Origin of the sequence: Halomonas sp. MES3-P3E (genome assembly GCF_002836035.1) — a bacterium.
In the GTDB taxonomy this organism is placed as follows: domain Bacteria; phylum Pseudomonadota; class Gammaproteobacteria; order Pseudomonadales; family Halomonadaceae; genus Vreelandella; species Vreelandella arctica.
Genome location: NZ_PJBT01000021.1, coordinates 125,488 through 151,867, shown reverse-complemented (window position 1 = coordinate 151,867; position 26,380 = coordinate 125,488). Strand labels below are relative to the sequence as shown.

Annotated in this window: 31 protein-coding genes and 1 other RNA gene; 23 read left to right on the top strand and 9 right to left on the bottom strand. The window is 53.6% G+C overall.

Translation table 11 applies throughout. From position 1 onward, the window contains the following. Positions 1 to 10 precede the first annotated feature (10 nt). The 3 genes from lptC to CXF87_RS07900 form a co-directional block, all read right to left on the bottom strand. Positions 11 to 580 carry an LPS export ABC transporter periplasmic protein LptC gene (lptC, locus tag CXF87_RS07910; RefSeq protein WP_008958653.1) on the bottom strand — a complete coding sequence of 190 codons (570 nt, stop codon included), beginning with the start codon at positions 578 to 580 and terminating at the stop codon, positions 11 to 13. Next, positions 581 to 1,123 carry a KdsC family phosphatase gene (locus tag CXF87_RS07905; protein WP_008958654.1) on the bottom strand — a complete coding sequence of 181 codons (543 nt, stop codon included), beginning with the start codon at positions 1,121 to 1,123 and terminating at the stop codon, positions 581 to 583. Positions 1,124 to 1,186: 63 nt separating this feature from the next. Continuing rightward, entirely contained in the window at positions 1,187 to 2,173 is a 987-nt protein-coding gene (locus tag CXF87_RS07900; protein WP_101146240.1) for a KpsF/GutQ family sugar-phosphate isomerase, read from the bottom strand. Positions 2,174 to 2,490: 317 nt separating this feature from the next. Between CXF87_RS07900 and CXF87_RS07895 the strand changes: the two genes are divergently transcribed. The 9 genes from CXF87_RS07895 (at position 2,491) to hisD (ending at position 9,371) form a co-directional block, all read left to right on the top strand. Further along, complete coding sequence (locus tag CXF87_RS07895) at positions 2,491 to 3,312, top strand: ABC transporter ATP-binding protein (RefSeq protein WP_101146239.1); 822 nt, start codon at positions 2,491 to 2,493, stop codon at positions 3,310 to 3,312. Positions 3,313 to 3,348: 36 nt separating this feature from the next. After that, on the top strand, positions 3,349 to 4,149 hold the full coding sequence (gene mlaE / locus CXF87_RS07890) for a lipid asymmetry maintenance ABC transporter permease subunit MlaE (RefSeq protein WP_035587056.1): 801 nt from the start codon (positions 3,349 to 3,351) through the stop codon (positions 4,147 to 4,149). Positions 4,150 to 4,165: 16 nt separating this feature from the next. Continuing rightward, positions 4,166 to 4,630: an outer membrane lipid asymmetry maintenance protein MlaD gene (gene mlaD / locus CXF87_RS07885; RefSeq protein ID WP_008958658.1), complete on the top strand. Its 465-nt coding sequence runs from the start codon at positions 4,166 to 4,168 to the stop codon at positions 4,628 to 4,630. 74 nt (positions 4,631 to 4,704) lie between these two features. Further along, complete coding sequence (locus CXF87_RS07880) at positions 4,705 to 5,346, top strand: MlaC/ttg2D family ABC transporter substrate-binding protein (protein ID WP_008958659.1); 642 nt, start codon at positions 4,705 to 4,707, stop codon at positions 5,344 to 5,346. Then, positions 5,343 to 5,681, top strand: coding sequence for an STAS domain-containing protein (locus CXF87_RS07875; RefSeq protein WP_008958660.1), 339 nt, complete (start codon positions 5,343 to 5,345; stop codon positions 5,679 to 5,681). Before CXF87_RS07880 ends, CXF87_RS07875 begins: the two co-directional genes overlap by 4 nt. 93 nt (positions 5,682 to 5,774) lie before the next feature. After that, complete coding sequence (locus CXF87_RS07870; protein ID WP_007114696.1) at positions 5,775 to 6,026, top strand: BolA family protein; 252 nt, start codon at positions 5,775 to 5,777, stop codon at positions 6,024 to 6,026. A 10-nt stretch (positions 6,027 to 6,036) separates the two neighbouring features. Further along, on the top strand, positions 6,037 to 7,299 hold the full coding sequence (murA, locus tag CXF87_RS07865; protein WP_101146238.1) for a UDP-N-acetylglucosamine 1-carboxyvinyltransferase: 1,263 nt from the start codon (positions 6,037 to 6,039) through the stop codon (positions 7,297 to 7,299). 76 nt (positions 7,300 to 7,375) lie between these two features. Then, positions 7,376 to 8,029: an ATP phosphoribosyltransferase gene (hisG, locus tag CXF87_RS07860; RefSeq protein ID WP_008958662.1), complete on the top strand. Its 654-nt coding sequence runs from the start codon at positions 7,376 to 7,378 to the stop codon at positions 8,027 to 8,029. 13 nt (positions 8,030 to 8,042) lie between these two features. After that, positions 8,043 to 9,371, top strand: coding sequence for a histidinol dehydrogenase (gene hisD, locus CXF87_RS07855; RefSeq protein ID WP_101146237.1), 1,329 nt, complete (start codon positions 8,043 to 8,045; stop codon positions 9,369 to 9,371). 40 nt (positions 9,372 to 9,411) lie between these two features. On the opposite strand, the gene CXF87_RS07850 is transcribed toward hisD, so the two are convergent. Next, positions 9,412 to 10,677 carry a Do family serine endopeptidase gene (locus tag CXF87_RS07850; RefSeq protein ID WP_101146236.1) on the bottom strand — a complete coding sequence of 422 codons (1,266 nt, stop codon included), beginning with the start codon at positions 10,675 to 10,677 and terminating at the stop codon, positions 9,412 to 9,414. A 129-nt stretch (positions 10,678 to 10,806) separates the two neighbouring features. Between CXF87_RS07850 and CXF87_RS07845 the strand changes: the two genes are divergently transcribed. Then, positions 10,807 to 11,568: a Nif3-like dinuclear metal center hexameric protein gene (locus CXF87_RS07845; RefSeq protein WP_008958665.1), complete on the top strand. Its 762-nt coding sequence runs from the start codon at positions 10,807 to 10,809 to the stop codon at positions 11,566 to 11,568. Between the two features lie 62 nt (positions 11,569 to 11,630). Here the strand turns inward: CXF87_RS07845 and CXF87_RS07840 are convergent, their stop codons facing one another. Next, positions 11,631 to 12,089, bottom strand: coding sequence for a ZapG family protein (locus CXF87_RS07840; protein ID WP_035587068.1), 459 nt, complete (start codon positions 12,087 to 12,089; stop codon positions 11,631 to 11,633). A 207-nt stretch (positions 12,090 to 12,296) separates the two neighbouring features. Here CXF87_RS07840 and zapE point away from each other — a divergent pair, with 207 nt between their 5' ends. The 8 genes from zapE (at position 12,297) to CXF87_RS07800 (ending at position 18,667) form a co-directional block, all read left to right on the top strand. After that, entirely contained in the window at positions 12,297 to 13,481 is a 1,185-nt protein-coding gene (gene zapE, locus CXF87_RS07835) for a cell division protein ZapE (RefSeq protein WP_101146235.1), read from the top strand. Between the two features lie 185 nt (positions 13,482 to 13,666). Continuing rightward, the gene (rplM, locus tag CXF87_RS07830) at positions 13,667 to 14,095 is read left to right on the top strand and encodes a 50S ribosomal protein L13 (protein ID WP_008958668.1); all 429 of its coding nucleotides are present in this window, start codon (positions 13,667 to 13,669) and stop codon (positions 14,093 to 14,095) included. A gap of 13 nt (positions 14,096 to 14,108) precedes the next feature. Beyond that, positions 14,109 to 14,498 (top strand): 30S ribosomal protein S9, encoded by a 390-nt coding sequence (gene rpsI / locus CXF87_RS07825; RefSeq protein WP_008958669.1) that lies wholly within the window; start codon positions 14,109 to 14,111, stop codon positions 14,496 to 14,498. Between the two features lie 209 nt (positions 14,499 to 14,707). Then, positions 14,708 to 15,307, top strand: a complete 600-nt coding sequence (gene petA / locus CXF87_RS07820; RefSeq protein ID WP_008958670.1) for a ubiquinol-cytochrome c reductase iron-sulfur subunit — start codon at positions 14,708 to 14,710, stop codon at positions 15,305 to 15,307. Further along, positions 15,307 to 16,566 carry a cytochrome b gene (locus tag CXF87_RS07815; protein WP_101146234.1) on the top strand — a complete coding sequence of 420 codons (1,260 nt, stop codon included), beginning with the start codon at positions 15,307 to 15,309 and terminating at the stop codon, positions 16,564 to 16,566. Before petA ends, CXF87_RS07815 begins: the two co-directional genes overlap by 1 nt. After that, positions 16,566 to 17,333, top strand: a complete 768-nt coding sequence (locus tag CXF87_RS07810; RefSeq protein WP_008958672.1) for a cytochrome c1 — start codon at positions 16,566 to 16,568, stop codon at positions 17,331 to 17,333. Before CXF87_RS07815 ends, CXF87_RS07810 begins: the two co-directional genes overlap by 1 nt. Before the next feature lie 149 nt (positions 17,334 to 17,482). Next, on the top strand, positions 17,483 to 18,109 hold the full coding sequence (sspA, locus tag CXF87_RS07805; RefSeq protein WP_008958673.1) for a stringent starvation protein SspA: 627 nt from the start codon (positions 17,483 to 17,485) through the stop codon (positions 18,107 to 18,109). 66 nt (positions 18,110 to 18,175) lie between these two features. Beyond that, positions 18,176 to 18,667 carry a ClpXP protease specificity-enhancing factor gene (locus CXF87_RS07800; protein WP_101146233.1) on the top strand — a complete coding sequence of 164 codons (492 nt, stop codon included), beginning with the start codon at positions 18,176 to 18,178 and terminating at the stop codon, positions 18,665 to 18,667. Positions 18,668 to 18,762: 95 nt separating this feature from the next. Here the strand turns inward: CXF87_RS07800 and CXF87_RS07795 are convergent, their stop codons facing one another. From CXF87_RS07795 to CXF87_RS07780, 4 genes are all read right to left on the bottom strand, one after another. Further along, positions 18,763 to 19,335: a BON domain-containing protein gene (locus tag CXF87_RS07795; protein WP_101146232.1), complete on the bottom strand. Its 573-nt coding sequence runs from the start codon at positions 19,333 to 19,335 to the stop codon at positions 18,763 to 18,765. Between the two features lie 85 nt (positions 19,336 to 19,420). Continuing rightward, positions 19,421 to 20,011 carry a phosphoheptose isomerase gene (locus CXF87_RS07790; RefSeq protein ID WP_008958676.1) on the bottom strand — a complete coding sequence of 197 codons (591 nt, stop codon included), beginning with the start codon at positions 20,009 to 20,011 and terminating at the stop codon, positions 19,421 to 19,423. Between the two features lie 48 nt (positions 20,012 to 20,059). Next, positions 20,060 to 20,431, bottom strand: coding sequence for a YraN family protein (locus tag CXF87_RS07785; RefSeq protein WP_101146231.1), 372 nt, complete (start codon positions 20,429 to 20,431; stop codon positions 20,060 to 20,062). Further along, positions 20,421 to 21,926 (bottom strand): penicillin-binding protein activator, encoded by a 1,506-nt coding sequence (locus tag CXF87_RS07780; RefSeq protein WP_101146230.1) that lies wholly within the window; start codon positions 21,924 to 21,926, stop codon positions 20,421 to 20,423. Before CXF87_RS07780 ends, CXF87_RS07785 begins: the two co-directional genes overlap by 11 nt. Before the next feature lie 114 nt (positions 21,927 to 22,040). Between CXF87_RS07780 and rsmI the strand changes: the two genes are divergently transcribed. From rsmI to CXF87_RS07755, 5 genes are all read left to right on the top strand, one after another. Further along, entirely contained in the window at positions 22,041 to 22,898 is an 858-nt protein-coding gene (gene rsmI / locus CXF87_RS07775) for a 16S rRNA (cytidine(1402)-2'-O)-methyltransferase (protein WP_008958679.1), read from the top strand. A gap of 32 nt (positions 22,899 to 22,930) precedes the next feature. Then, an RNA gene (gene rnpB, locus CXF87_RS07770) (RNase P RNA component class A) lies at positions 22,931 to 23,301 on the top strand. 67 nt (positions 23,302 to 23,368) lie between these two features. Continuing rightward, entirely contained in the window at positions 23,369 to 24,325 is a 957-nt protein-coding gene (gene rsmH, locus CXF87_RS07765; RefSeq protein ID WP_157826477.1) for a 16S rRNA (cytosine(1402)-N(4))-methyltransferase RsmH, read from the top strand. A 14-nt stretch (positions 24,326 to 24,339) separates the two neighbouring features. Then, a complete protein-coding gene (ftsL, locus tag CXF87_RS07760; RefSeq protein ID WP_101146228.1) occupies positions 24,340 to 24,675 on the top strand; it encodes a cell division protein FtsL in 336 nt (111 codons plus the stop codon). Then, on the top strand, positions 24,672 to 26,378 hold the full coding sequence (locus CXF87_RS07755; protein WP_101146227.1) for a peptidoglycan D,D-transpeptidase FtsI family protein: 1,707 nt from the start codon (positions 24,672 to 24,674) through the stop codon (positions 26,376 to 26,378). The genes ftsL and CXF87_RS07755 overlap by 4 nt, the downstream gene beginning before the upstream one ends. The last annotated feature ends 2 nt before the right edge of the window (positions 26,379 to 26,380 follow it).

The following is a 26,380-nucleotide window of genomic DNA, read 5'->3' as shown; positions in this document are numbered from 1 at the left end:
GCGGCTCCTCTTAAGGTTGCGTGGCCGGGGGGTGTGTGCCGCGCACATTATCATTTAGGCGGACCTGGCTGGTGTTAAGCCACGCGTCCATACGTGAAGCGCTCATTTGCTGGGGTGGTTGCTGCAGTAATACCGGTGTTTCACTCCAAGCATGTTGATTAAGGCCATCATAATGCAATAGCTCGGTATCAAGCTGCCAGCCTTCATCCGGGGCGATCAGTCTGGCCGAGCCAGACATCAGCAGGGCCTGTGTAACAGTGTTGAGCGTGCCTACTTCGGCGCTAGCCAGCCACTGACGATTCTCACTATCATACAGTACCGCTTGTGGTTCTTCCGTCCAGGTTTCGCTTCGCTGCGGCGTATGAATAAGCCGCGGCGTTTTTAGCGACTGCATAACGTTGCCGTTATCGCCGAACAGGGTGATTTCAGCATTTTCCAGTACGTGGCCTGGCTCTTGAGCCTGCGCGTCGGGATCGATGCTAATGTCTTGAGGCCCGCGGGGGTCAAGCCATACCAATAAAGCCCCTAAGGCAATCACCAGTCCGGCTAACCAGATGCGTACTTTAAAGCGTTTAACCATTTAATTGCGGCCGTGCAGGTAGGTGTCGAGCACCGCGCTCCAGTGCCCTTGAGCTTCAAGCAGCGTATCGCAGATTTCGCGGACGGCACCGTGGCCACCTAGACGTTCCGTGGTCCAGTCGGCGTGGGTATGCATGTAATCTGGCGCATTAGGGACGGTAATGCCGACGCCGCAACGCTTAATAGCGGCCAAGTCAGGTAGGTCGTCACCACAGTAGGCCACCTGCTCTAACTCTATATCGAGACGCTGGCAAAGCCCGCGCAGGATGGCAAGCTTGTCTTCACAGCCTTGATGGACCAGGTCGATGCCCAGTGATGCGGCGCGCTGGCTCACCATGGGAGAGTCGCGGCCCGTCACCAGCGCTACATGTATACCCACTCGCTTGAGAAGCTTCAGCCCATGACCATCCTGAGTATGAAATGCTTTGATTTCGATACCGTCAGCCTGGAAGTAGAGGCGGCCGTCGGTCAGTACGCCGTCAACATCCAACGCTAATAGGCGCACGCGGCGGAGTCGATCAAGTAGCGCATTAGGTAAGGTCATAGAACCTCCTTATCATTAAATTCGTAAAGCGGGTCGGTAATATTGCTGAATGACGCCGCTGTCTTAAATAACGCCGCTGGCAAGCAGGTCATGCATATGTAGCGCCCCGATAGGACGCTGTTGTTCATCAACCACTGCTAGCGCCGTAATGCGGCTCTCTTCCATGATGCGTACCGCTTCCGCCGCCAGGATATCGGGGCCGATGCGCTTGCCCGGCCGGGTCATTACATCGTCAACGATGACATCGCGCAGGTTGTGAAACTGGTCGAGCGTGCGTCGAAGGTCACCGTCAGTGTATACCCCGGCCAGGCGGCCATCGCTATCTACCACGCAGGTAAAGCCTAGCCCTTGACGGGTGATTTCCAATAACGCGTCGCGCAGCGGGCTTCCCAGGGGGACTTGGGGCAGTCGCTCACCGTCGTGCATAAGATCTCTAACGCGCAGCAGCAAGCGTTTGCCTAAGCTGCCACCAGGGTGGGAAAGGGCAAAATCTTCAGCGGTAAAGCCGCGCGCTTCCAGCAGCGCCACAGCCAGAGCGTCGCCCAGGGCGAGCGCCGCCGTGGTGGAGCTGGTGGGGGCCAGGTCGAGCGGGCATGCCTCACGCTCTACGCCGCTGTTCAGGTGCGCATCAGCGTGTTTAGCCAGCGTGGAGTTGGGGCGGCCTGTCATACTGACTAGCGGCGTACCCAGGCGTTTAAGCAGCGGTAAGAGCGCAGTGACTTCGGCGGTTTCACCCGAGTTAGACAGCGCCAATACCACATCGGAACGGGTGATCATGCCTAAATCGCCGTGGCTGGCTTCACCAGGGTGAACGAAAAAAGCTGGTGTGCCTGTGCTGGCAAGTGTGGCCGCCAGCTTACCAGCGATATGCCCCGACTTGCCCATGCCGGTCACCACCACGCGGCCTTGGCAGGCGAGAATTAGCTCGCAGGCACGGTCAAAACTTTCGTCTAGTTTGGCTTGAAGGCCGCCAATGGCTGCCTGCTCAATTTGCAGCGTACGCAATGCACTTTCGCGTAGTAGGCTGGGTGGAGCGAGAGGCTGGCGCATAGCGTTTTCTCTTAATCCTTGAACATATAAAAAGTAGTAACCACCAAGAATAACATCTTGGCACCCTTTATAGGCAGTCGTTGAGATAGTAGTTGGAGACGTTAGCCCGGGTGCGTTTTGACGATAAGGCGGCCTGCTACCGGTTCGCTATCAATAAATGGGTAGGCCAGTAGAAACACTCAAGCGTGCCGACGTGTTTTGTAGCGTTATAGTACAATGTTTGATAATGTTTTAGAAACACTGTTTTATAATCGCGATAGCCGCAAGTAGGGTATGATGGCTAACCCAAGTGCGCCTCGTTAAGAGTCAACTGATCCATGATAGATGCTCCATTTATTGAAATTGAAGACCTCCATTTTTCACGTGGCGATCACGAGATTTTTCGCGGCATAAATATGACGATTCCTCGCGGCAAAGTAACCGCGATTATGGGGCCAAGCGGTACTGGTAAAACCACACTGCTTAAGCTAATCGGCGGGCAGTTGACCCCTGAGCGTGGGCGGATAGTGATTGATGGGCAAGATGTTCATCGGCTATCTCGTAAGGCGCTATTTACGTTACGTAAGAGAATGGGAATGCTATTTCAAAGTGGCGCGCTGTTTTCCGATTTAGATGTATTCGAAAACGTTGCCTTTCCGTTACGCGTACATACTGATTTGCCCGATACCATGGTGCGCGACCTAGTGCTACTTAAGCTTCAGGCGGTCGGGCTGCGCGGTGCGCGTCACTTGACGCCCGCAGAACTGTCGGGAGGCATGGCGCGTCGGGTCGCACTGGCTCGCGCCGTGGCGCTGGATCCGGAGTTGATCCTGTATGACGAACCTTTCGTTGGTCAGGATCCCATCTCTATGGGCGTTTTAGTGCAGCTTATCAAGCGCCTTAACCAAGCGCTGCAACTCACCTCTGTGGTGGTATCTCACGATATTAAAGAAACTCTGAGCATTGCAGACTATCTCTATTTAATTGCTGATGGTCAGGTGGTTGCCCATGGTACGCCGCAAACCTTAGATACGAATCAAGACCCCAGGGTTAGCCAGTTTATTCATGGCGAGCCCGATGGCCCAGTGCCGTTTCACTATCCCGCTGAGGCGTTTTATCGCGATATTTTGGGCGAGCCCCCGATGACAAAGACAGGCTAATGGCTTCAATGCAGGGTAAATACAGGGCAAGGACAAATGCAGTCAAAATTTTCTAACGGTACCGCGCGTATTACCCGATTGGGGCGTCGAGGGTGCGATTTAATGGAAGCATTAGGCCGTGCGGGGGTGTTTCTCTTCCAATCAGCTGTCGGTGTGCCATCCCGTGCGGGTTGGCGCTTATGGTTGCATCAGATGCATTTTGTCGGTGTGCTTTCGCTCGCCATCGTGTTGGTGTCTGGGCTGTTTATCGGCATGGTGCTGGCACTGCAGGGCTATACCATTCTGGTCGATTTCGGCGCTGAACAGGCGCTTGGGCAGATGGTGGCGCTGTCATTGCTGCGTGAGCTTGCGCCTGTGGTGGCCGCGCTGCTGTTTGCTGGCCGTGCGGGCTCGGCATTGACTGCTGAGATTGGCTTGATGAAAGCCACCGAGCAGCTCACCAGTATGGAGATGATCGGTGTTGATCCGCTGCGCCGGGTGGTCGCTCCGCGGCTATGGGCGGGCTTTGTGTCGCTACCCATTCTAACCGTAGGTTTTAGTGTGGTGGGTATCTGGGGTGGCTACTTGGTGGGCGTAGAGTGGTTGGGTGTTTTTGAGGGCTCCTACTGGAGCAACATGCAGGCCAATGTGGCTTTTGTCAGTGATATTGGCAATGGCATGATCAAAAGCGCTGTGTTTGCGCTGGTGGTGACCTGGATTGCTGTCTTTCAGGGCTACGACCTGGTGCCGACCTCAGAAGGCATCTCTCGTGCTACCACACGCACGGTAGTGTATTCGTCGCTTGCAGTTCTGGGGCTTGATTTTGTGTTGACTGCCGTCATGTTTGGCGGCCTTTAATGGGTGGAGCAGTTTCATGAGACGCAGTAAAACCATGGAGTTCGGTGTTGGCCTGTTTATGATTGCTGGCATTTTGGGACTTGTATTCCTCGGCTTGCGTGTTAGTGGACTGACACTCTCCGCACCCGCTCAGTCGTTTCAGTTGGAGGCCAATTTTGCCAATATTGGCAGCTTAAAACCTCGCGCCCGGGTCACTATGGCGGGGGTGACGGTGGGGCGCGTTGAATCTATTGAGTTGGATACGCAGTGGTTCGATGCACGGGTGGTGCTAAGCCTGGACAGCGAGCTGGAAGGCCAGCTCTCCAGAGACACGATAGCGTCTATTCTTACTGCTGGCTTATTAGGTGAGCAGTATATCGGCCTTAGCGTAGGCGGTGACCCTGAGGTGTTGGAGGAGGGTGACACGATTCGTGATACCCAGTCGGCGCTGGTGTTGGAAGAACTTATCCAGCAATTTGTGTCCAACATGGCAAGTAATTAATGTTTCAAATAATGAGACACGAACCCAGTGCGTTAACGGGTCGGGAGATAATGGTTATGAAAGGAGTAAACGGGATGGTAAGTCGTTGGTTGCTGGTGGGTATGATCATGGTGGGGTTAGTGGTGCCGTTACAGGCCCTAGCACAGAGCCAGTCCCCTGAAGCATTGGTTCGCGATAATGTTGAATCACTAATGGAAGACCTTGAGGGTCGTAAAGATTATTACGCTAATAATCTTGGTGAGCTTGAGGCATTAGTGGATAGAAATCTCGATCAAGTGGCTGATTTTCGCTATATCGGTGCCAGTGTGATGGGTAACTATTTCCGTAACGCCACCCCAGAGCAGCGCAGCCGTTTTGCCGATGTGTTTCGTCAAACATTGATTGATACCTATACCCGTGGACTGGTGACATTTGATTATGACGAGCTGCGAGTGCTGGATGCCCAGCAAGCACAGCGCTATGACGATCAAGCCAGTGTCGCGATGGAAGTGGTGGCGAATAACGGGCAAGTATATCCCGTGAGCTATAGCTTAAGGCTTTCTAATGGCGAGTGGCGGGTGGTCAATGTGATCGTAAATGGCATTAACCTGGGCTTGACGTTCCGCAATCAGTTCGACCAAGCCATGCGTGATAATAATCGCGATTATGATGTTGTCATCGACGGTTGGTCGCCTGAGGTGGGTGTTGAAGAGCTTGAGCAGGGGGGCGATGCGTGACAACCCTTTTTTCACGCCCCGGTGTCACGGTGGATGCTGAAGACGCTACCTTGCAGGTAGTCGGTGATGTGGATGTGACGTTGGCGGCCGATTTGGCCGCCAGCGGCGTTACGTGGCTCAAGCAAGCCGAGTTAACTTCACTAACACTGGATTTTAGCCGCGTTGAAAAAGCCAGCAGTGCTGCCATCAGCGTGCTGTTTGAATGGTTGCGCACGTGTCGGCAGCGTGAAATCCAGGTTCAGGCTATCCGCTTTTCAGCCCCTCTACGCCGACTGGCCTCATTAGCCGAACTGGATGCATTAATTGATCATCCATCAGCGACCTTGGCTGTTTAAAGCTACGCCATCGCCAAGCGCGTTGCTTTTCTTTATTATGTCGACCCAATTACGTTTATTAATATCGACGACCCCAAAGGAGTTTTTTGCGCCATGCAACCCAACGAGGTAAAAGCACTGCTTGAATCCCGTATAGACGGATGTCAGTTCCATATTCAGGGTGAAGGCTGTAATTTTCAGGTGATTGCGGTTGGCGATGCCTTTGAAGGTCTCTCTCCAGTCAAACGTCAGCAGCTCGTCTACGCTGCTCTCAGTGATGAGATCGCCTCTGGCGCGCTCCACGCCATTAGTATCAAAACGTTTACTCCGGCGCAGTGGCAAACTGCACCGGAAAACGTCCAGTAACGGTCGCTCCATGGATAAATTAATCATTACCGGCAATGGTTCGGTAGACGGTGAAGTGTGGGTGAGCGGTGCCAAAAATGCAGCGTTACCCATCTTGTGTGCCAGCCTGTTGGCCGACGGCCCCGTAGTGATTGGTAATTTGCCGCACCTGCAGGATATTACCACCACCTTAGAGCTGCTTGGTCGTATGGGGGTTGAGCCGGTAATGGGTGAGAAGCTGAGTATCCAGTTAGATGGTTCTCAGGTGACCCAATGCCACGCACCTTATGAGCTGGTTAAAAAGATGCGTGCTTCCATCTTGGTGTTAGGGCCACTGCTTGCCCACTTCGGTAAAGCCGATGTGTCGCTGCCAGGTGGCTGCGCGATTGGTTCGCGCCCGGTGGATTTGCACATTCGTGGTTTGGAGGCCATGGGTGCTGAGATTCGCGTTGAAGCGGGCTACATCCGTGCGCGGGTCGATGGCCGCCTGAAAGGCGCGACGATTTACTTTGATACCGTGACAGTAACCGGTACCGAAAACCTATTGATGGCGGCGACGTTGGCCGATGGCAAAACCGTTCTAGAGAACGCTGCCCGCGAGCCAGAAATCGTCGACTTGGCAGAGTGTTTGATCAAGATGGGCGCTAAAATCAGCGGCCAAGGTACTGACACTATTACCATTGAGGGCGTTGAGAAACTTCACGGCTGCGAACACGATGTCATGCCCGACCGTATTGAAACGGGCACGTTTCTGGTAGCCGCTGCCATGACAGGTGGGCGAGTGAAGGTAAAGCGCACCCGGGCGGATATCCTGGATGCGGTCATCGCCAAGTTGGAAGAGGCGGGTGCTGAGATTACCAGCGGTGACGATTGGATTGCTCTGGATATGCACGGCAAACGCCCAAAGGCGGTGAATATTCGCACGGCGCCATATCCTGCGTTTCCAACCGATATGCAGGCGCAGTTCGTAGCTATGAACGCAGTGGCCGTGGGGCACTCTCGAGTGGTCGAAACGATCTTCGAGAACCGCTTTATGCACGTTCAAGAGCTTAATCGCATGGGCGCCAATATAGTGCTGGAAGGTAATGCCGCATTAATAGAAGGAGTCGAGAAGCTTTCCGGCGCGCCTGTCATGGCGACCGATCTACGCGCTTCCGCTTCGCTGGTGATTGCAGCGATGATGGCCGAAGGCGAAACCCTGGTCGATCGTATCTATCACATTGACCGTGGCTACGAGTGCATCGAAGAAAAATTGCAGTTACTAGGCGCGCGCATTCGCCGTATTCCTGGCTAAACTATGCGACCAAACTCGCTTGCTACTAATTCTGCATGCTACTGGCGCTGCATGCTATTAACCACTGGCCTAAACGATGAGTAAGCAACTGATTTTAGCCCTCTCGAAGGGCCGCATTCTGGAAGAAACGCTGCCACTGCTGGCCGATGCGGGCATCACGCCCGTCGAGGATCTGAGCAAAAGCCGTAAGCTGCTGTTTGACACCAACTTGCCAGACGTCAAGCTGGTGATTATCCGCGCAACCGACGTGCCCACCTACGTTCAGTTGGGTGCCGCGGATGTCGGTATCGCTGGGAAAGATGTACTGCTTGAGCACGGCGCTGAAGGGTTATACGAGCCGCTGGATTTGGAGATTGCTCGCTGTAAGTTGATGACGGCGGGCGTTACTGGCCAGTTGCCTGCGCGTGCCCGGCGCCGGGTAGCCACTAAGTTTGTGAATGTGGCCCGTCGCTATTACGCCGAGCAGGGCATTCAAGCCGAAGTGATCAAGCTTTATGGCGCCATGGAGCTTGCGCCCCTGATGAACCTAGCGGACGAAATTGTCGATATCGTTGATACCGGCAATACATTGCGGGCGAATGGTATGGAGCCGCGTGAGCTAATCGCCCATATCAGCACCCGACTAGTAGTGAATAAGGCGGCCATGACCATGAAGCATGAGCGGATTAAGCCGTTACTGGCTCGCCTAGACAGCGCGGTCAAAAAGCGTCAGGCACAGCTTGCCGAATGACATGAGGTGACCCATGAGCGAACCCAATAGCAAACAACGTAATGCCACCATTTCACGCCTGTCGACAAGCGATGCAGACTTTAACCATCAGCTTGATGCGCTGTTAGATTGGGAGGGGGTGTCAGACAAAGCAGTTCAGGCACGCGTAGAAGAAATTCTTGCCAGTGTTAAACAGCGAGGCGACGCCGCAGTAATTGAAGCTACCAACCGCTTTGATCGGCTTTCTGTTAGCTCAATGGACGAATTGCAACTCACACCTGAGCAGTTGAAGCAGGCGTTTGATCACCTGCCTTCTGAACAGCGTGAGGCGCTATCCAGTGCCGCCGAGCGCATTAAGCAGTATCACGAGCGCCAAAAGCCCAGCTCCTGGCAATACGAAGAGGCTGACGGCACGGTGCTGGGGCAGAAAGTCTCACCACTGGATCGCGCCGGTATCTATGTGCCGGGTGGAAAGGCGGCTTACCCCTCTTCGGTGCTGATGAATGCGATTCCTGCCCATGTGGCCGGTGTACGTGAGATCGTCATGGTAGTACCTACGCCGGATGGCGTGCTCAATGAGTTGGTGCTGGCGGCGGCCCATCTGGCCGGGGTCGACTATGTGTTCACAATTGGTGGGGCTCAGGCGGTGGCTGCGCTTGCTTATGGCACAGAAACAGTGCCTCGCGTCGACAAGATAGTGGGCCCAGGCAATATTTATGTAGCCACGGCTAAGCGCGCGGTGTTTGGTCAGGTGGGGATCGATATGATTGCCGGCCCTTCGGAAATCATGGTGGTGTCCGATGGGCTGACTGATCCTGATTGGTTGGCAATGGATCTGTTCTCCCAGGCCGAACACGACGAAGATGCTCAGGCGATCTTGGTGAGCTGGGATAAAGCGCACTTAGCTGCCGTTGAGGCCGCGATTGAGCGCCTGCTGCCGACTTTAGAGCGCGAAGAGATTGTGCGTGAATCGCTGCGCCGACGTGGAGCGCTAGTACACTGTCAGGACGCCCAAGAAGCGATTACGCTAATTAACCGGATCGCCCCTGAGCATCTGGAGCTTTCGGTGGCTGAGCCAGGCACTTGGTTGGACGATATTCGTCACGCCGGGGCGATCTTTATGGGACGTTACACTGCCGAAGCGCTGGGAGATTATTGCGCGGGCCCCAATCACGTGCTGCCTACCTCTGGAACGGCACGTTTTTCGTCACCGCTGGGTGTCTATGATTTCCAGAAGCGCTCTTCGATTATTCACTGCTCGGCAGGCGGTGCGTCTGAGCTGGGTAAAATTGCCTCGGTATTGGCGCGGGGCGAGTCATTAACCGCCCACGCCCGCTCAGCTGAGTACCGTATTCGCGATTGATGCCCCCTAGCACCTTGTCAACGCGCTCAAGCTGTTACCGCTATGAGTCGCGTTGGCCGGGCACCTCTTCATTAATCGGAATAGCGGGAAGCGGGCGTTCGCCTACTTCCAGTGTCATTTCCATACGCTCACCGCTGCGCACAATGGTTAATGGTAGCGACGTGCCGGGCGGTATTGAGGCGATCTCGCTCATCGTGGAGCGAGCATCCAGAATGGGCTCTCCGTCCACGGCGAGTAGTACATCGCCAGGCTCTAGGCCTGCTAGCGCAGCCGGGCCGCCGCTGACGACACCGGCAACAATAACGCCTTGAGGTGTTTGCAGCCCAAAGGAGGCCGCTAGCTCACGTGACAGCGCTTGTGCCTCTATACCCAGCCAGCCACGAATCACACGCCCTTGCGTAACCAGTTCATCTAGGATGCTGTGGGCAAGGTTGGCGGGGATCGCAAACCCAATACCCTGGGAGCCACCTGAACGTGAGAAAATGGCGGTATTAATACCCACCATGGCACCGTTAGGGTTGACCAGCGCGCCGCCAGAATTGCCTGGATTGATCGCAGCATCTGTCTGAATAAAATCTTCATAGGCGTTGAGCCCTAGATGATTACGCCCCGTGGCGCTAATAATGCCCATGGTGACGGTTTGGCCGACCCCAAAAGGGTTACCAATGGCCAGCGCTACGTCGCCCACTGCTACATCGGCAGAATCGGTCAGTTCAATAACCGGCAAGTCGTCCAAATTAATGCGCAGCACGGCTAAATCACTTTCAGGGTCGGTGCCAATCACTTCGGCCAACGTTTCGCGCCCATCACGTAACGCCACCTGAATTTCGTCGGCGCCATTGATAACGTGGTGATTGGTTAATACGTAGCCGTCTTCACTCACAATAACCCCAGAGCCTAGGCTGGAAAGCATCCGCTGGTGAGTCGTCGCATCGTCGCCCTGGCTATCAAAAAATTGCTGGAAGAAGGGGTCCGACATCAGTGGGTGCTGATCGCGTTCCACAATACGTGATGAATAAATGTTAACCACGGCCGGCGCTGCTTGTTCGACTGCTCGTGAATAGCTCACCGGGCCCTTATTGCGGGATAGAGGTGCAGCTTGGTGTATTTCTGGAGCTGGGCGATTAGGGTTGGGTTCCACTGCCGCTGGGACCGTAGAGATCACCGGGGCCGGAGATTGAGGCGCCTGTGGCGGTGAATCACGAAATGGGTTGGGAAGTTGCTCGGGGAGCGCAAACAGAATCACCACAGCGAGCAGTACGCCAGTAACAACAGGCCATAGGTAAGGCAGCACATAGCGTCGCATGTAATAAATTCCTTAACGAGTCAGTCTCACTGTTCGCGATAAAAAGCCGCGAGTTTTACAATGTTTTAATGGTAACACTTTCTTAGCAAGTTCCTCACGGGTGCAGTTAAATCAATAAAAGGACGCAATATGATTCATCGTGACCAATTAGTGGCAGCCTGTGACCATCAGCTGCGCGCTGCTCAGTTTAAAGATTATACGATTAATGGTTTGCAAGTGGCGGGTAGTGAGCACGTTAAACGCGTTATGACGGGAGTGACAGCCTGTCAGGCTTTGCTGGACGAAGCCGTTGCTTGGCAGGCGGATATGGTGTTGGTCCATCATGGCTATTTCTGGAAAAACGAACCCGTTGCGATCACCGGTATGAAGCAGAAGCGGATTAAAACACTGCTTGATAACGATATCAGCCTGCTGGCGTACCACCTACCGTTGGATGCTCACGCCGAAATGGGCAATAACGCCGAATTGGCCAGGCGCCTAGGCTGGAAAGTGGAGGGGTGTATTGATGGCGAGCTAGGAGAAGGGCTTTTATGGTCAGGACGTTTAGCGCAGCCACTTTCTGTACAGGATCTCGCAGCGCAAGTTGCGCACACCCTTCAGCGTGAGCCTTTGGTCATTGAAGCCCCGCAGGTGGGTGATATTGAGCGCATTGCCTGGTGCACCGGTGGGGCGCAAGACATGATTACGGCAGCCTTTGAAGCGGGGGCGCAGGTTTTCGTGTCGGGTGAAATATCAGAGCGAACCACCCACTTGGCGCGCGAAATGGGAATCCATTACATCGCTGCTGGCCATCACGCTACCGAGCGTTATGGAATCCAGGCCATGGGTGAGTGGTTAAGCGATGAGTATGATGTTGAGCATCGCTTTGTGGATATTGATAATCCTGCTTAACACATTAAGCGCCCCGAAAGATCGTTGACGAGAATCGGGGCAGCTTACTGTGGTTTGGTTACTTAATAGCGAGGTGGTTGAGGCGTTGCCACCTCATTACTTTTCAAGCCAAAATCCTCAGATAGCGTGCCGCCTTTACCGTCGGCATAGTCGCGCGGGGTAGCGGGAGCCGCTGTATCAGCCTGTGCCTGCTGTTCAGAGGTGGAATTGATGCCAGAAAGATCAAGGCTTGGCTGAATCGCTGCATCGCGAATATCCCATTCCTCAGCGTCCTCTTTTAGCTGAAGTTCTAGTTGGTTGGCTTCATCGCGAATATTGCTGAGTCGCTGATAGATCCCGGTCAAATGGCTGCCCACGCTGTTCTTCATTTCAGCGATTTGATGTTCGCGTTCGAGTAGCTTTTGACGCATGGAAGCAGCCTCACGCTGGCTTTTGCTGAAGAGGCGGTAACTGCCCAATCCAACGATTAAGCCGACGATAAAACCGATAATGGCAAAGGTTAATGGTGAGCTTGCGTCCACAGTGTTCTCCCTGGCGCCTTGAATATAACCGCAGACTGCATTAGCCAGCAGCTTTTGAATTAAACAGGCTGCCATTATAGGCGTCAGTCTGCCAGTTGGGTCAATCCACTCATGCGCTTAGACGTCTCTACGGGTATAATCGCAGCCTTCTTAGGGTTGCCAGTCATTGTGCTGGCTGCTGCCTTACATGCTGTGGGAGGCGATTGCATGTCATCAACATCTGCGGATAGGGCAATGTCCAAAACACGCCCAGCATCGCCTATTGAGCGCTACCGCGCGGATTTAGAGCGTGAGGATTTTCAATATGATGCGGCGCAGGAATCAGCAGTAAAACATTTGCAGCGGCTTTATGATGAGCTTGTAGCTGCACCTACGACCGTGCCAAAAACCTTGATTGCCCATAAGGGCTTGAAAGCCAAAATGGCCGGCTTAATGGGTAAAAAATCTTCTTCTGCCGATAAACCGGTCTTGCCTCAGGTAAAAGGGCTCTATTTTTGGGGAGGGGTAGGGCGTGGTAAAACCTATTTAGTGGACACGTTTTACGAATCCCTTCCTTTTCCTGACAAAATGCGTACCCATTTCCATCGCTTTATGCAGCGCGTCCATAATGAGCTGACACACTACAAGGGTGAAAAAAATCCCCTCACGCTGATAGCGGGTAAATTTGCCACTGAGGCGCGTGTGATTTGCTTTGATGAATTTTTCGTCAAAGATATTACCGATGCTATGATACTTGCCAACCTGCTGGAGGCGCTTTTTGAGCGCGGGGTGGTGCTGGTGGCAACCTCAAATATCGTGCCTGATGACCTGTATAAAGAGGGTCTGCAGCGGGCCCGTTTTCTGCCTGCCATTGAGCTTGTCAACCGGCATTGCAGCGTGGTGAACGTCGATTCAGGCGTTGATTATCGTCTGCGCGCACTTGAGCGGGCTGCTATTTTTCACTCACCGCTGGAAGAAGCGGCTGAGCATGAACTTTCGCGTAGCTTTCGTGAAATAGCGGGGCAGGCGGGCGAAGTAGATGCGTCGCTAGAAATTAACCATCGTGTGCTCAAAGCCCGCCGTTTGCATGATGATATTGCTTGGTTTGAATTTCTTGAGTTGTGTGACGGTCCGCGTAGTCAAAATGACTATATTGAGCTGGCCCGTGAGTTTCACACCGTGTTGGTCTCCAATGTAATGCGAATGGATGCCAAAAAAGACGATCAGGCGCGACGTTTCATCAATATGGTCGATGAATTTTATGACCGCGGTGTGAAGCTGCTAATGTCGGCAGAAGTGCCGATTGAGCAACTTTACAGCGATGGCAAGCTGACGTTTGAGTTCCAGCGTACGCTTTCCCGGCTACAGGAAATGCAGTCAAAAGAATACTTGGCGTTGGCGCATAAACCCTAGAAGGCAAAGAGTCTATCGGGCAAGTAAAAAAGTCACGATACGGCTTAACTTGTCGCTGTCCTTACTGTAGAATGCCGCCTCGCTACATGTTGCTTGCGTAAGCTGGCAACCAAAAAGAATAGGGATGGTGCTTCGCCGTATAGCGGTGTGAGTCACCCAATACATTTAATCTGGTGATTTTATCCATGAAGACGTTCAGTGCTAAGCCGCAGTCCGTCCAGCGCGACTGGTATGTTGTCGACGCTAAGGACAAAACGCTCGGTCGCCTGGCAACCGAGATTGCTCGTCGCCTACGCGGCAAGCATAAGCCCGAATTTACCCCTCACGTTGATACTGGCGACTACATCGTTGTTATCAACGCAGAGAAAGTCCATGTGACCGGCAACAAGGCGAAGGCTAAAACCTACTACCGCCACACTGGTTACCCGGGCGGTCTGCGCTCTATGACATTCGACAAGATGCTTGATCATGCGCCTGAGCGCATCATTGAGTCTGCCGTTAAAGGCATGTTGCCGAAAGGTCCTTTGGGTCGCGCCATGTACACTAAGTTAAAAGTGTACGCCGGTGCCGAGCATCCGCATGCTGCCCAACAGCCGCTTGAACTAGACATCTGAGGAAATCTTCGCCATGACACAGCAGTATTACGGTACCGGGCGCCGCAAGACTTCCACCGCTCGCGTGTTTATGAAGCCAGGCTCTGGCAAAATTACTGTCAATAACCAAGACCTAGACCTTTACTTTGGTCGCGTTACTGGTCGTATGGTTGTTCGTCAGCCGCTTGAGTTGACCGAAACGCTAAGTCAGTTTGACATCTTCGTGACTGTCGCTGGCGGCGGTGGTTCATCTCAAGCAGGTGCTATTCGTCACGGCATTACACGTGCCCTGATGAACTACAATGAAGACCTGCGTCCTTCGCTACGTGCCGCTGGCTACGTAACGCGTGATGCACGTCAAGTTGAACGTAAGAAAGTCGGCCTGCGCAAAGCACGTCGTCGTCCGCAGTTCTCTAAGCGTTAATTCTTTACGCTATGCGGCAAAACGCCCAGGTCATCGACCTGGGCGTTTTTTATTGAAATATCATAAAATTATATTGCTCGTACCACTATGGTCACGGGCGGTTGTTCTTGTGCATAGCGCTTTGTTTTTTTACCATAGAGCGTATTTGATATTCGTCGCCGCAAGACGCCTTTGCGGCGAAGCGGGTAAGCTGATGGGAGAAACCTGAAATGGCAGATAACGGCGTAAACAAAGGCCGACGCCGTTTCCTCGTAGGCGCCACCTCCGTTGTGGGTGCGGTAGGTGCTGTCGGGGTTGCGGTACCCTTTGTGGCTTCTTGGCAGCCTAGTGCCAGGGCAAGAGCGGCGGGTGCTCCTGTTCAAGCGGATATATCGAGGCTTGAACCAGGACAGCGTATGACCGTTGAGTGGCGTGGTCGTCCTATATGGATTATCAATCGTACACCAGAGATGATTGAGCGCACTGAATCGCTGGGTAGTGACCAGTTAGCTGATCCTGATTCGGAAGTGCCGCAACAACCTGCGTACATTGATGGTGGGTTGCGGTCGATTCGACCTGAGATTGGGGTGCTGATTGGTATCTGTACGCACTTAGGTTGCTCGCCACTTTTTCGCCCTGAGCCTGATGCAGAGGGCGTAGGCGTCGATAATTGGCCGGGTGGTTTCTTCTGTCCTTGCCATGGTTCTCGCTTTGACTTAGCTGGTCGTGTGTTCAGTAACGTTCCTGCGCCGACTAACCTCGAGGTTCCACCCTACCGCTTTGAGAATGACGACATCATTGTCATCGGCGAAGATGAGGAGAGTGCCTAATGGGTAACCCGAATAAAGCCAAAGCGGAAAAGGGCGTCATGCGGTGGGTAGATGATCGCTTTCCTGCGACTCAAATGTGGCAAGAGCATCTATCTAAATATTACGCGCCAAAAAACTTCAACTTCTGGTACTTCTTTGGCTCGTTAGCGCTGCTGGCGCTAGTTAACCAAATCCTAACCGGGGTTTGGCTGACGATGAGCTTTAATCCCTCGGCTGAAGGTGCGTTCGATTCTGTCGAATACATCATGCGCGATGTGGAGTGGGGCTGGTTGATTCGCTATATGCACACCACCGGCGCCTCTGCTTTCTTCCTCGTTGTTTACCTGCATATGTTCCGTGGCCTGTTATACGGTTCTTACAAAGCCCCCCGCGAGTTAGTGTGGGTCTTTGGCATGACGATTTACCTGGTGCTAATGGCGGAAGCCTTTATGGGCTACCTGCTTCCTTGGGGCCAAATGTCCTATTGGGGCGCGCAGGTTATCATTTCGCTATTCTCTGCCATTCCCGCTATTGGCCCTGATTTAGCGCAGTGGGTGCGCGGTGACTTCCTGATCTCAGGGATTACCCTTAACCGTTTCTTTGCGCTGCACGTGGTGGCCCTGCCCATCGTTATTTTGGCGCTTGTAGTGCTGCATATCATTGCCCTGCATGAAGTCGGTTCAAATAACCCCGACGGTATTGATATCAAGCAGAAGAAGGATGAGGCCGGTGTTCCGTTGGACGGGATTCCTTTCCATCCCTACTACACGGTTAAAGACTTGGTAGGTGTTGCGGTATTCCTGTTTGTTTTCTGTGTGGTGGTGTTCTACTTCCCAGAAGGCGGAGGTTACTTCATTGAACGGCCTAACTTTGATCAGGCTAACCCACTGCAAACACCTGATTACATTGCGCCCGTTTGGTACATGACGCCGTTCTACGCCATTCTTCGCGCTATAACTTTCTCGGTGTTTGGCTTAGACGCCAAGTTCCTGGGCGTTATCTTTATGGGCGCGGCGATTGCCATATTGTTTGTGCTGCCTTGGTTGGATCGTAGTCCGGTGCGCTCTATGCGTTATAAAGGCTGGATGTCGAAAGTGATGTTGCTGCTGTTTGCCATCAGCTTCGTTATTCTCGGTGTTTTAGGTGTGTTGCCATCAACGACAGGGCGAACCATTCTGGCGCAAACATGCACCGTGATTTATTTCGCCTTCTTTGTCTTGATGCCTGTCTACACCAAGCTTGAGAAGACTAAACCCGTTCCAGAAAGGGTGACTGGCTAATGAAAAAGCATCTATTAGGACTCCTTTTCGCCTTAGTGCCAGTAACCGCGATGGCTGCAGGGGGTGCAAGTGTGCCTCATTCGATGGAGCCTGATCTTCACGATCAAGCCTCGCTGCAAAACGGCATGAAGCTCTACGTTAACTACTGCATGGGTTGCCACTCGCTTCAGTACCAGCGTTTTGCCCGTGCGGCTGACGACTTGGGGATGCCTCAGGATTTGGTGGAAGAGAATCTGATTTTTTCACCTGAGTTGGCCTATAACGATCAAATGCACATTGCTATGGACAGTGGCGATGCAGAGGGTTGGTTTGGTGCGCCGCCGCCTGATCTGTCGCTGAAAACACGTGTGCGAGGAACCGATTGGATCTACTCCTATCTGCTCGGTTTTTATAAAGATCCCAGCCGTCCAACCGGCGTCAACAACACGGTATTCGATTTGGTAGCAATGCCTAACGTGTTGGAGCCTCTGCAGGGCGTGCAAGAGCTGGTGTGCGCTGAAACGGATCATCCGGTAGAAGGGCAAGAGCCGGATGCGCTATCAGGTAAGTATCAGTCTTGTGACGTGCTGCAAGTCACAGAGCCTGGTGAGCTCGAGCCTGCTGAGTTTGAGGAAGCGGTGTATGATCTTACTAACTTCCTGGCTTATGTAGGCGAGCCCTCCAAGCTCCAGGCCCAGGCACTGGCGCCTAAGGTGCTGATCTTTATTTTCATTTTTGGTGTGATTGCTTACCTGCTCAAGCGTGAGTATTGGCGAGATATCCACTAATTAGTAGTAGCTGATCGTCAGTAGGGCGCACGGCGTGAGCTGTGCGCCTTTTTCTTGTCAGCTTGACAATAAAGCAAAGCAAGCTAGCTTCCCCTAAGGGTGTGCTGGCGTGTTATTATCCAAGATTGTTTTGAAGTGAGGATGCTTTCATGGGTGTTGTGGCCAAGCGGTCGTCGATGATCTTTTACTCAGGTGGTGATGATCATTTCAGTCATCGTGTGCGCATTGTGCTGGCCGAGAAGGGGGTCGCCGTTGATATCGTCGATGTTCTCGACGAAAAACCACCAGAAGAGCTGGCAGACCTCAATCCGTACAACAGTGTACCGACACTGTTAGATCGTGACCTGGTGCTTTATGAGTCCAAAGTCATGATGGAGTATCTGGATGAGCGTTTCCCGCATCCTCCGTTATTGCCTGTTTACCCAGTGGCTCGGGCGCAAAGTCGTCTATGGATGCACCGCATTGAGCGTGAGTGGTGTCCAATGGTTGATCAGATTCGCAGCGGTGGAAAGAAAGAAGCGGATAAAGCGCGTAAAGAGCTACGCGAAAGCTTAATTGGTATATCACCAATTTTTGAAGATATGCCGTATTTCATGAGCGAAGAGTTTACGCTAGTGGATTGCTGTTTGGCGCCTGTGTTGTGGCGTTTGCCGGATCTCAATATTGAACTGCCTGAAAAGCAGGTTAAGCCGTTGCTGGCATATATGTCACGTGTATTTGAGCGTGAAGCGTTTAAGGCATCTTTAAGTGAGCGTGAAAAAGAGATGCGCGCTTGAATTCATTCGGCTCCCGTTCGCTTGTTAGAGGCAGGGAGCCTTACTTGTAAGGAGGAGGGAGTCTAGATGAAATCGAGTCGCCCCTATCTCGCCAGAGCGCTTTATGAGTGGCTGCTGGATAATGAGCTAACGCCTTATCTGGTGGTGGATGCTACTTTGCCAGGCGTCGAGGTGCCTCGCCAGTTTGTTCAGAATGGCCAGATCGTTTTGAACGTGGCACCTACTGCCGTGCGCGATCTTTTTATGGAGAATCAGGCAATAGGCTTTAATGCCCGCTTTGGTGGGCAGCCGATGCAGGTGATGATTCCGACGTCGGCTTTGATTGCTATCTATGCCCGGGAAAATGGCGCTGGAATGGTTTTTGGCCATGAGCCTGAGCTGGGTGAAGACGCCGAATCTTTTGGGGATATTGAGGACGACGAGAAAGCCTCTGGTAAGCCTGAGCTTTCAGTCACTGAGCCAGTTCATGATGAACATGGCGATCCCAAAACTTCAGCCGAAACCTCTGATAAAGCTTCTAAAGCTAAGAAAAAACCAACGCTACGGGTTGTTAAATAACGTGAGTTAAATAACGCCAGTGGAGTGGATTAAAAAGCCTCGCTTTTATCAAGCGAGGCTTTTTTATGCGAGTTGGCAATAAAAGTACGTACAGATTAGTCGATGTAGTCAAACACCTTGACGATTCGTTGTACGCCGCCAACTGCGGAGGCTGCATTGACGATGCGGTCGGCTTCTGCGCGCGTCACGGTACCCATCAGGTAAACGCTGGCGTTTTCTGTAGTCACTTTTAGTTTAGAGGAATCAATGTGGTCATTAGTTGCCAGGTGGCTGATGACGTTGGTGGTTAGCCATGTGTCCGTCAGGCGCTGGCTGGCCGGTAAGCGAGCGGCAATGGTGAGTTCGTTATGAACTTCATTGACCCCGCGTAAGCTGCTGGTGACTTCGCCCGCCATCGCGCGTAACTCTTCACTAGGCACTTGTCCCACCAATAGCACCACACCGTTATAGGCATGGGCGCGGATACGAGCGTCGCCGAGTCGCGCATCGGCACGCTCAAGTGCGTCGTCAACTTCACGCTCTATGGTGGCATCAATGGCTTCAACGTCGTCGCTACGTTGGGCATAGTTTGACTGATTGGAAGCGGAGTTATTGGCACAGCCGCTGATAAACATTACCGCGCAAAGCGCAGCAGCGATAAAACCGCGAGAGGAGAGGTGCTGGGGCATCGGTATGACTCCTTGGTGCTAGCTAGCTGTTAAAAATTTATCAAAGTCCGTTTATGTTAACGCTATAAACAAGGACTGCTGGTGTTTAAGCGCTGCCAAACAGTTGTTCGTCGATAAGGTCGCATAGGCAGTGAATGACCAAAAGATGAACCTCTTGGATGCGCGCCGTCGAGGTGGCAGGAACGCGGATTTCACAATCATCCTGGCCTAGCAGCGAGGCCATATCGCCGCCATCGCGACCGGTAAGAGCGACAACGGTCATATCACGATCATGCGCCGCCTGGATAGCTTGCACAATATTGCCTGAATTGCCGCTAGTTGAGATAGCCAGCAGCACGTCTCCCGGTTGGCCCAGTGCCCGGATCTGCTTTGAAAATACCTCATTATAGCTATAGTCGTTAGCGATAGACGTTAGCGTGGATGTGTCGGTGGTAAGCGCTAACGCAGGCAGGCTTGGCCGTTCGCGTTCGAAACGGTTGAGCAGTTCAGAGGAGAAGTGCTGGCTGTCGCCTGCACTGCCGCCATTGCCGCAGCTAAGTATTTTTCCTTCGCTAACAAGGCACTGCACCATCATTTGGCTTGCCACTTCAATAAAGGGCGGAAGCACTTCGCTGGCATACGTTTTAGTGTCGATGCTGGCGTTAAAGTGGCCGAGTATCCGAGATTGAAAGTCCATCAGGGCTTCCTGGTTAAATTAAAGTGTAAAGACCGTTTTTAAAGACAGTCAAAAGGCATCAAAAGCAGCTTTCACCCAGTGAAACTCAAGATCGGGGGGCTTGCCGGTAATCGCCAGGATATCAAAGCGGGATGGCGATGAAAGTCCACCGCGAGCGATATATAACCTAGCTGCACGAACCAATCGCTGCTGTTTCTGGTGGGTGACCGTTTCTAGAGGATGTCCATAGCGCGTCGTCGTGCGATGTTTAACTTCGACAAAGACGAGAATATCGCCATCTCGCATTACCAAGTCAAGCTCACCCCCTTTCACGTGATGATTTTGCGTGACGAGGGTGAGTCCCTGTTGGCGCAGCCATTGAGCAGCTATCTGCTCAATGGCTGCGCCGCGGGCACGAGCGGTATGGGCGTTATTCGTCACTGACGTTACGGTTAGGGATCAAAATAGGCGATGGAACACCGTTTTGGAATTTTGCCCAAGGCAGCTCACGGTAAATGCGGCCGTCGTCGTTTAAGTAAAGCATGCCGGTACTGCCGTTCAAGCCGTTGAGCTCGTTAAGATTTGAGAAGCGAATTGCCAGCTCGTAAGCATCAACACCCATGGCCATTAGGCGGAACATAGACGCATCCGATTCATCGCGTAGGCTCTGATAGGTGGATGCAAAAGGAAGCGCTTCTTCACCACCAACCGCAGCATCGGGGATTTGCCAGGGGATATCCATAAACATGACATCGTTTAAATCTTGATCAAGGCGCGTTTGCAAGCGGCCTTCATGTAAATGCGATGTGGCATAAATTGGCAGATCGGGGGCGTAATAATAGTCCATGGTGGGCGGCACTTGGCGCGCATATTCCGGTAACGCGAGTAGGAAAAGTGCGTCAATATTGTTTAGGCGGGCGCGTTCGCCGCTGACATTGAGAGCGGTTTGTACCGCATTAGAGACTGAGCTATCAGGGTTATAGCGTACGGCGTTGGCAACTTCACCGCCTTGGCTATGCCACTCATTCCAAAAGGCTTCACCTACGCGGCGCCCCCAATCGTTATCAGGCACCATCATGGACATTTGGCGGTGGCCATCCTGCCACGCACGGCGAGCCGCTTGGCGTGCTTCATCTTCAGCGGAGAGGCCGTACTGGAATAGCCGCTGTGCTTGGTTGTTATCGCCACTGCCATAGTTGAGCGCCAGCGTAGGAAGGGGAACACTATCGCGTTGCTCTAGCTGGGTGACTTGGCTTTTATCTAATGGGCCAATCATTAGTTGCGCGTTCATTTGCTGGGCGCGGTCATAGAGCTCATCAAGTGAGTAGCGCGACGCGTCGAGAAAGCTGAGTTCGGTATTGCCCCCTTTAACATCATGGTGCTGACGCATGGCGGTAGCGATGGTGTTAGCGACGCTGCTAAGTGGGCCAGATTCGGGCAGTGCAACCACGATACGGCGTATTGCCTGACCTTCAAGCTCAGGCAGTGCGACCGTTACCGCGCCAGGTTGGTCAAGCGCTTCACGAGCCCAGCGCTGACGCTCTGCAAGCCTCTCTTGCTGGCTAGCCTGCATTGGTAGTTCGTCGTCGAGTACTTGTGTGGCGCGTAACACGGCGCGTGGTTCGTCCAGTGCGCGGGCAAGTTCGGAAAATAGCAACGCCCAGCGCACACGATCAGGCTCTGATAGCAGGCTTTCATCGATTCCGTCGGCGGTTTCAAAGGCTCTGTCGCGCTCACCCTGCCTCGCCAGAATGTTGGCTGCTTCCAGGCGCGTTTTAGCTGCTTGTTCGGGTGCCTGCTGTTCCGCTTGGTTGAGTAATTGACCTGGGTCTTCAACAGGCACGCGGTCTACCACGCTTGGCGACTGCATCGCACAGCCAGCAACGAGAAATGCCACAAGGGCAGCGGCGAGTAAGCCACGTAATGACTGTTTCATGTATCCTTCCTTAAGTTTCCATTTGCGCTGTCGCTGCTTGCCAGCGTTTGCCGAGGCTACGGCACAAGCATAGCGCACCGATAGAGCAAGCCATCAACGAATTGAGAGTCAACAATGCCAGACCATAATCCGGGTACATTGTACGTGGTTGCCACGCCAATTGGGAATTTGGACGACTTAACCGCACGTGCCGCTCGGGTATTAGGGCAAGTCGCGCGGGTTGCAGCTGAAGATACCCGCCATAGCGGCCGCCTGTTGGCGCACTTAGGCTTGAATAAGCCGATGGTCTCCTTACACGAACACAATGAAGCGCGTCGTGTGGATACCTTGGATAGCTATCTCGCCGCAGGAGAAGATATTGCCTTAATCAGCGATGCAGGAACACCGTTGATTAGCGATCCAGGTTTTGTGTTGGTTCGGGAGCTGCGGGCGCGAAACCGCCATATCGTGCCGATTCCTGGCCCCTGTGCGCTGATCACCGCGCTGTCAGGAGCCGGGCTGCCCACCGACCGATTCGTATTTGCTGGCTTTTTGCCCGCTAAGCCAGGTGCTCGACGTCAAGCACTAGAAGGCTGGAAAACCCGTGAAGAGACGTTGGTGTTTTACGAGTCGCCTCACCGTATTGTGCACACCCTTGAGGCGCTGCAGGAGCAAATGGCCGGGCGGGATGTGGTATTAGCGCGTGAGCTAACCAAAACTTTTGAGACGTTTTTGCACGGAACGCCTGAGAGTTTGCTTGAGCAGTTGGCGGCTGACCCTAATCAAGCTCGCGGCGAATTCGTCATTATTGTGGCTGGCGCTCCGCCGGTTGAGCAGAGTGAACATCAGAATATATCAGCGGAGGCCTTGCTAGAGGCACTGCTGGCAGAGGGCGTGGGCGTTAAGCAGGGCGCTGCGATTGCCTCGCGAATGCTCGGTGGGCGTAAGCAAGCTTGGTACGCTCGTTTGCAAGCAATTAAAGGCGAGCATTGAGGCAAGTCGAGGGCGCTGGTATGCTTGCCGCCGGAGTTGGCCAGACAGTCGCCGCTAATACCCCTTAAAAGGTGTTGGGGGAGGAAAGTCCGGGCTCCATAGGGCAGAGTGCCAGGTAACGCCTGGGCGGTGTGAGCCGACGGAAAGTGCAGCAGAGAGTAGACCGCCTAAGCCCCTGAAATAAACCTCTGGGGCCGGTAAGGGTGAAAGGGTGCGGTAAGAGCGCACCGCGCGCCTGGTAACAGTGCGTGGCATGGTAAACCCCACTCGGAGCAAGACCAAATAGGGACCCAATGGCGTGGCCCGCGCTGGGTCCGGGTAGGTTGCTTGAGCGCTGTGGTAACGCAGCGCCTAGAGGAATGGCTGTCCACGACAGAACCCGGCTTATCGGCCGACTCCCCCATTTCCACATCAGGGCGTGCATGCACGCTCTTTATTACGTTGTCTCTAACATCTTGTGTGAGAAAAAAATGCCTTCTCCTGACGCTGAACAGGTTGCTTCCCGCTTTCGCCATACCAGCGTACTACTGGAAGGTGCTATTGATGCCCTGGTGCATGACGATCAAGGCGTTTATTTAGACGGTACTTTCGGGAGAGGCGGTCACTCAAGGGTAATTCTTGACCGTCTGAGCGAGCAAGGTCAGCTGCTCGCCATGGATCGCGACCCCCAAGCCATTGCCGCAGCGGCTGACATTGATGATTCGCGTTTCCAGATTACCCAGCGTGAGTTTGCCCAGCTTGCCGAGTTTGCTCGTGAGCAAGGCGTGTTCGGTAAGCTTTCAGGGGTGCTGCTTGATGTAGGCGTTTCCTCCCCTCAGCTTGATGATCCCGAGCGCGGTTTTAGTTTTATGCGTGATGGCCCGCTGGATATGCGCATGGATCCTACCCAGGGACAAAGTGTTGCTGAATTCTTGGCGCGTGCCAGTGAAGCTGATATTGCCTACGTGTTTAAAACCTATGGTGAAGAGCGTTATGCCAAGCGTTTAGCCCGGGCGGTGGTCACTCGTCGAGTCGAGAAGCCATTCACCCATACGGTGGATTTGGCTGAAGTACTTAAAGTTGCTCACCCCGCCTGGGAAAAAGGGCGTCACCCAGCCACCAAAGCGTTCCAAGGGCTGCGTATATTCGTCAACGGTGAGCTTGAGCAGTTAGACAGTGCGCTTGATGCGGCGCTTGAGGCGCTTGCCCCCGGCGGTCACTTAGTGGTGATCAGTTTTCACTCGCTGGAAGATCGCCGCGTGAAGCGTTTTATCCGTCATCATGTGCGCGGTGACACTGACCTTCCGCGTGGGGTGCCTATTCGCGACGATCAAATGAATCGGCGTCTTGAGGCGTTAGGCAAAGGCGTGCGGCCAAGTGAGGAAGAAGTGGATGCTAATCCTCGCGCACGAAGTGCCGTCATGCGGGCTGCACGCAAACGGATGTAATCACGGATGTAATCATGAGCATGGATCGGATTGAGCAGTGGGCAACCACGCTACGCACCGAATGGCCTTTCAAGCTACGTCTGCGCGCCTGGCCAGTGGTTATTAGCCTGTTATTTTTACTCTGCATGGCCTCTGGGTTAGCTGTTGTCATTACTACGCATATGACGCGGGTGCAATTTGCTCAGCTGCAACAGCTAGAGCAAGAAGAGAACCAACTGCAAACAGAGTGGGGGCAGCTGCTGCTTGAAGAGGGCGCATGGTCAACGCCCGCCCGCATTGAGCAAATTGCCACCGAGCGCCTGGGCATGCGAATCCCCGATGTCCATGATGTTGAGGTGATTAGGCCATGAGAAGCGAGCGTCGCGGAGGCACCTCTCGTCAGGCCCCGATTGCACCTCCTCTTGGAGGCGGCCGGTTCGTATTTATTTTATTGGCGATTGGTTTGGCATCCGCTATTTTAATCGGCCGCATTACGCTGCTTCAGGTTATTGACCGTCCGTTTCTGCAAAGCCAGGGGGATGCACGGACCCTCCGCCATGAAGCGATTCCCGCCCACCGCGGCATGATTACCGATCGTAATGGAGAGCCACTGGCTATTTCTACGCCGGTCGTCACACTCTGGGCGAATCCCCAGGAGTTGCCCGAGGATGCCATACAGCGCGTTATGCTAGCCCAGGCGTTAGGGATGACGCTGGATGACTTTGAGTCGCGTGTAGCACGCTTTAGCGAGCGTGAATTTATGTATTTACGCCGCCAAATGACACCCGCCGCGGCCCAGCAGATCCTTAACCTACGAACCCCCGGTGTTTATCCCCAGCGTGAATACAAGCGCTACTATCCTGCTGGCGAAGTGGCGGCGCAATTATTGGGCGTCACCAATGTTGATGACATTGGACAAGAAGGTTTAGAGCTCTCCTATCAGCCCTATTTGGCTGGCCACCCTGGACAGCGACGGGTAATTAAAGATCGCCGTGGGCGTCTGGTGCGTGAGCTTGGCGTGATTAACGAAGCCCAGCCGGGTGGCGAGCTCACTTTGGCTATCGATCAACGTATTCAGTATATGGCGTACCGTGAGCTGCGTGCGGCAGTCGCTGAGAATGAGGCTGATGGTGGCGTACTGGTAATGATGGATGCGCGCACGGGGGAGGTGCTGGCAATGGCGAACTTGCCCTCCTATAACCCTAATAACCGGGCAGGACTCGATCCGCGTGGGTTGCGTAACCAAGCACTGGTGGATGTATTTGAGCCTGGTTCGGTCATGAAGCCGCTGGCCATGGCGGCTATTTTGGAGAGCGGGGTGGTTGACCGCGATGTCATAGTGGATACATCACCCGGTTGGATGCGGCTGGATCAATTTACGATTCGCGATTTCCGTAACTATGGCGAGTTGGATCTGGCCGGTATCCTGGAGAAGTCATCGAATATCGGTATGTCACGCTTAGCACTGCAACTGAGCGATACTGCCCTTTGGGAAAAATATAACCAGTTAGGGTTAGGGCAAGCGCCCGGCACAGGCTTTCCTGGTGAGTCGACGGGTAGTTTGCCCGCACCGGTGCGCTGGTCGCGCAGTGAGCGAGCGGCGCTCTCTTATGGCTATGGACTCTCTGTTTCCGCGGTGCAGCTAGCGAGTGCTTACACAGCGTTAGCTAATGATGGTGTTCGTTTGCAGCCCTCTCTTTTACGCCTTTCTGAACCCCCTCAGGGCATTCCTGCTATATCGCCTACGGTTGCGAATGATCTGCTCAATATTTTGGAAACCTCGGTAGCCGCTTATACCGGTGGTCGGCGAGCCCGTGTGGAAGGTTATCGCGTGGGAGGGAAAACGGGCACCGTGCGTAAGACCGGACAGCAAGGCTATACCACCGATGCTTATCGCAGTGTGTTTGCAGGGATTGCGCCTATTTCTGATCCGCGTATCGTCACTGTAGTCATGATTGATCACCCCAAGGCCGGCGAATTTTATGGTGGTGCTGTCGCCGCCCCGGTTTTTTCCAGCGTAACGGGTAATGCTTTGCGCTTGTTGGATGTTCCGCCGGATCACGATGCCGAGTAGTT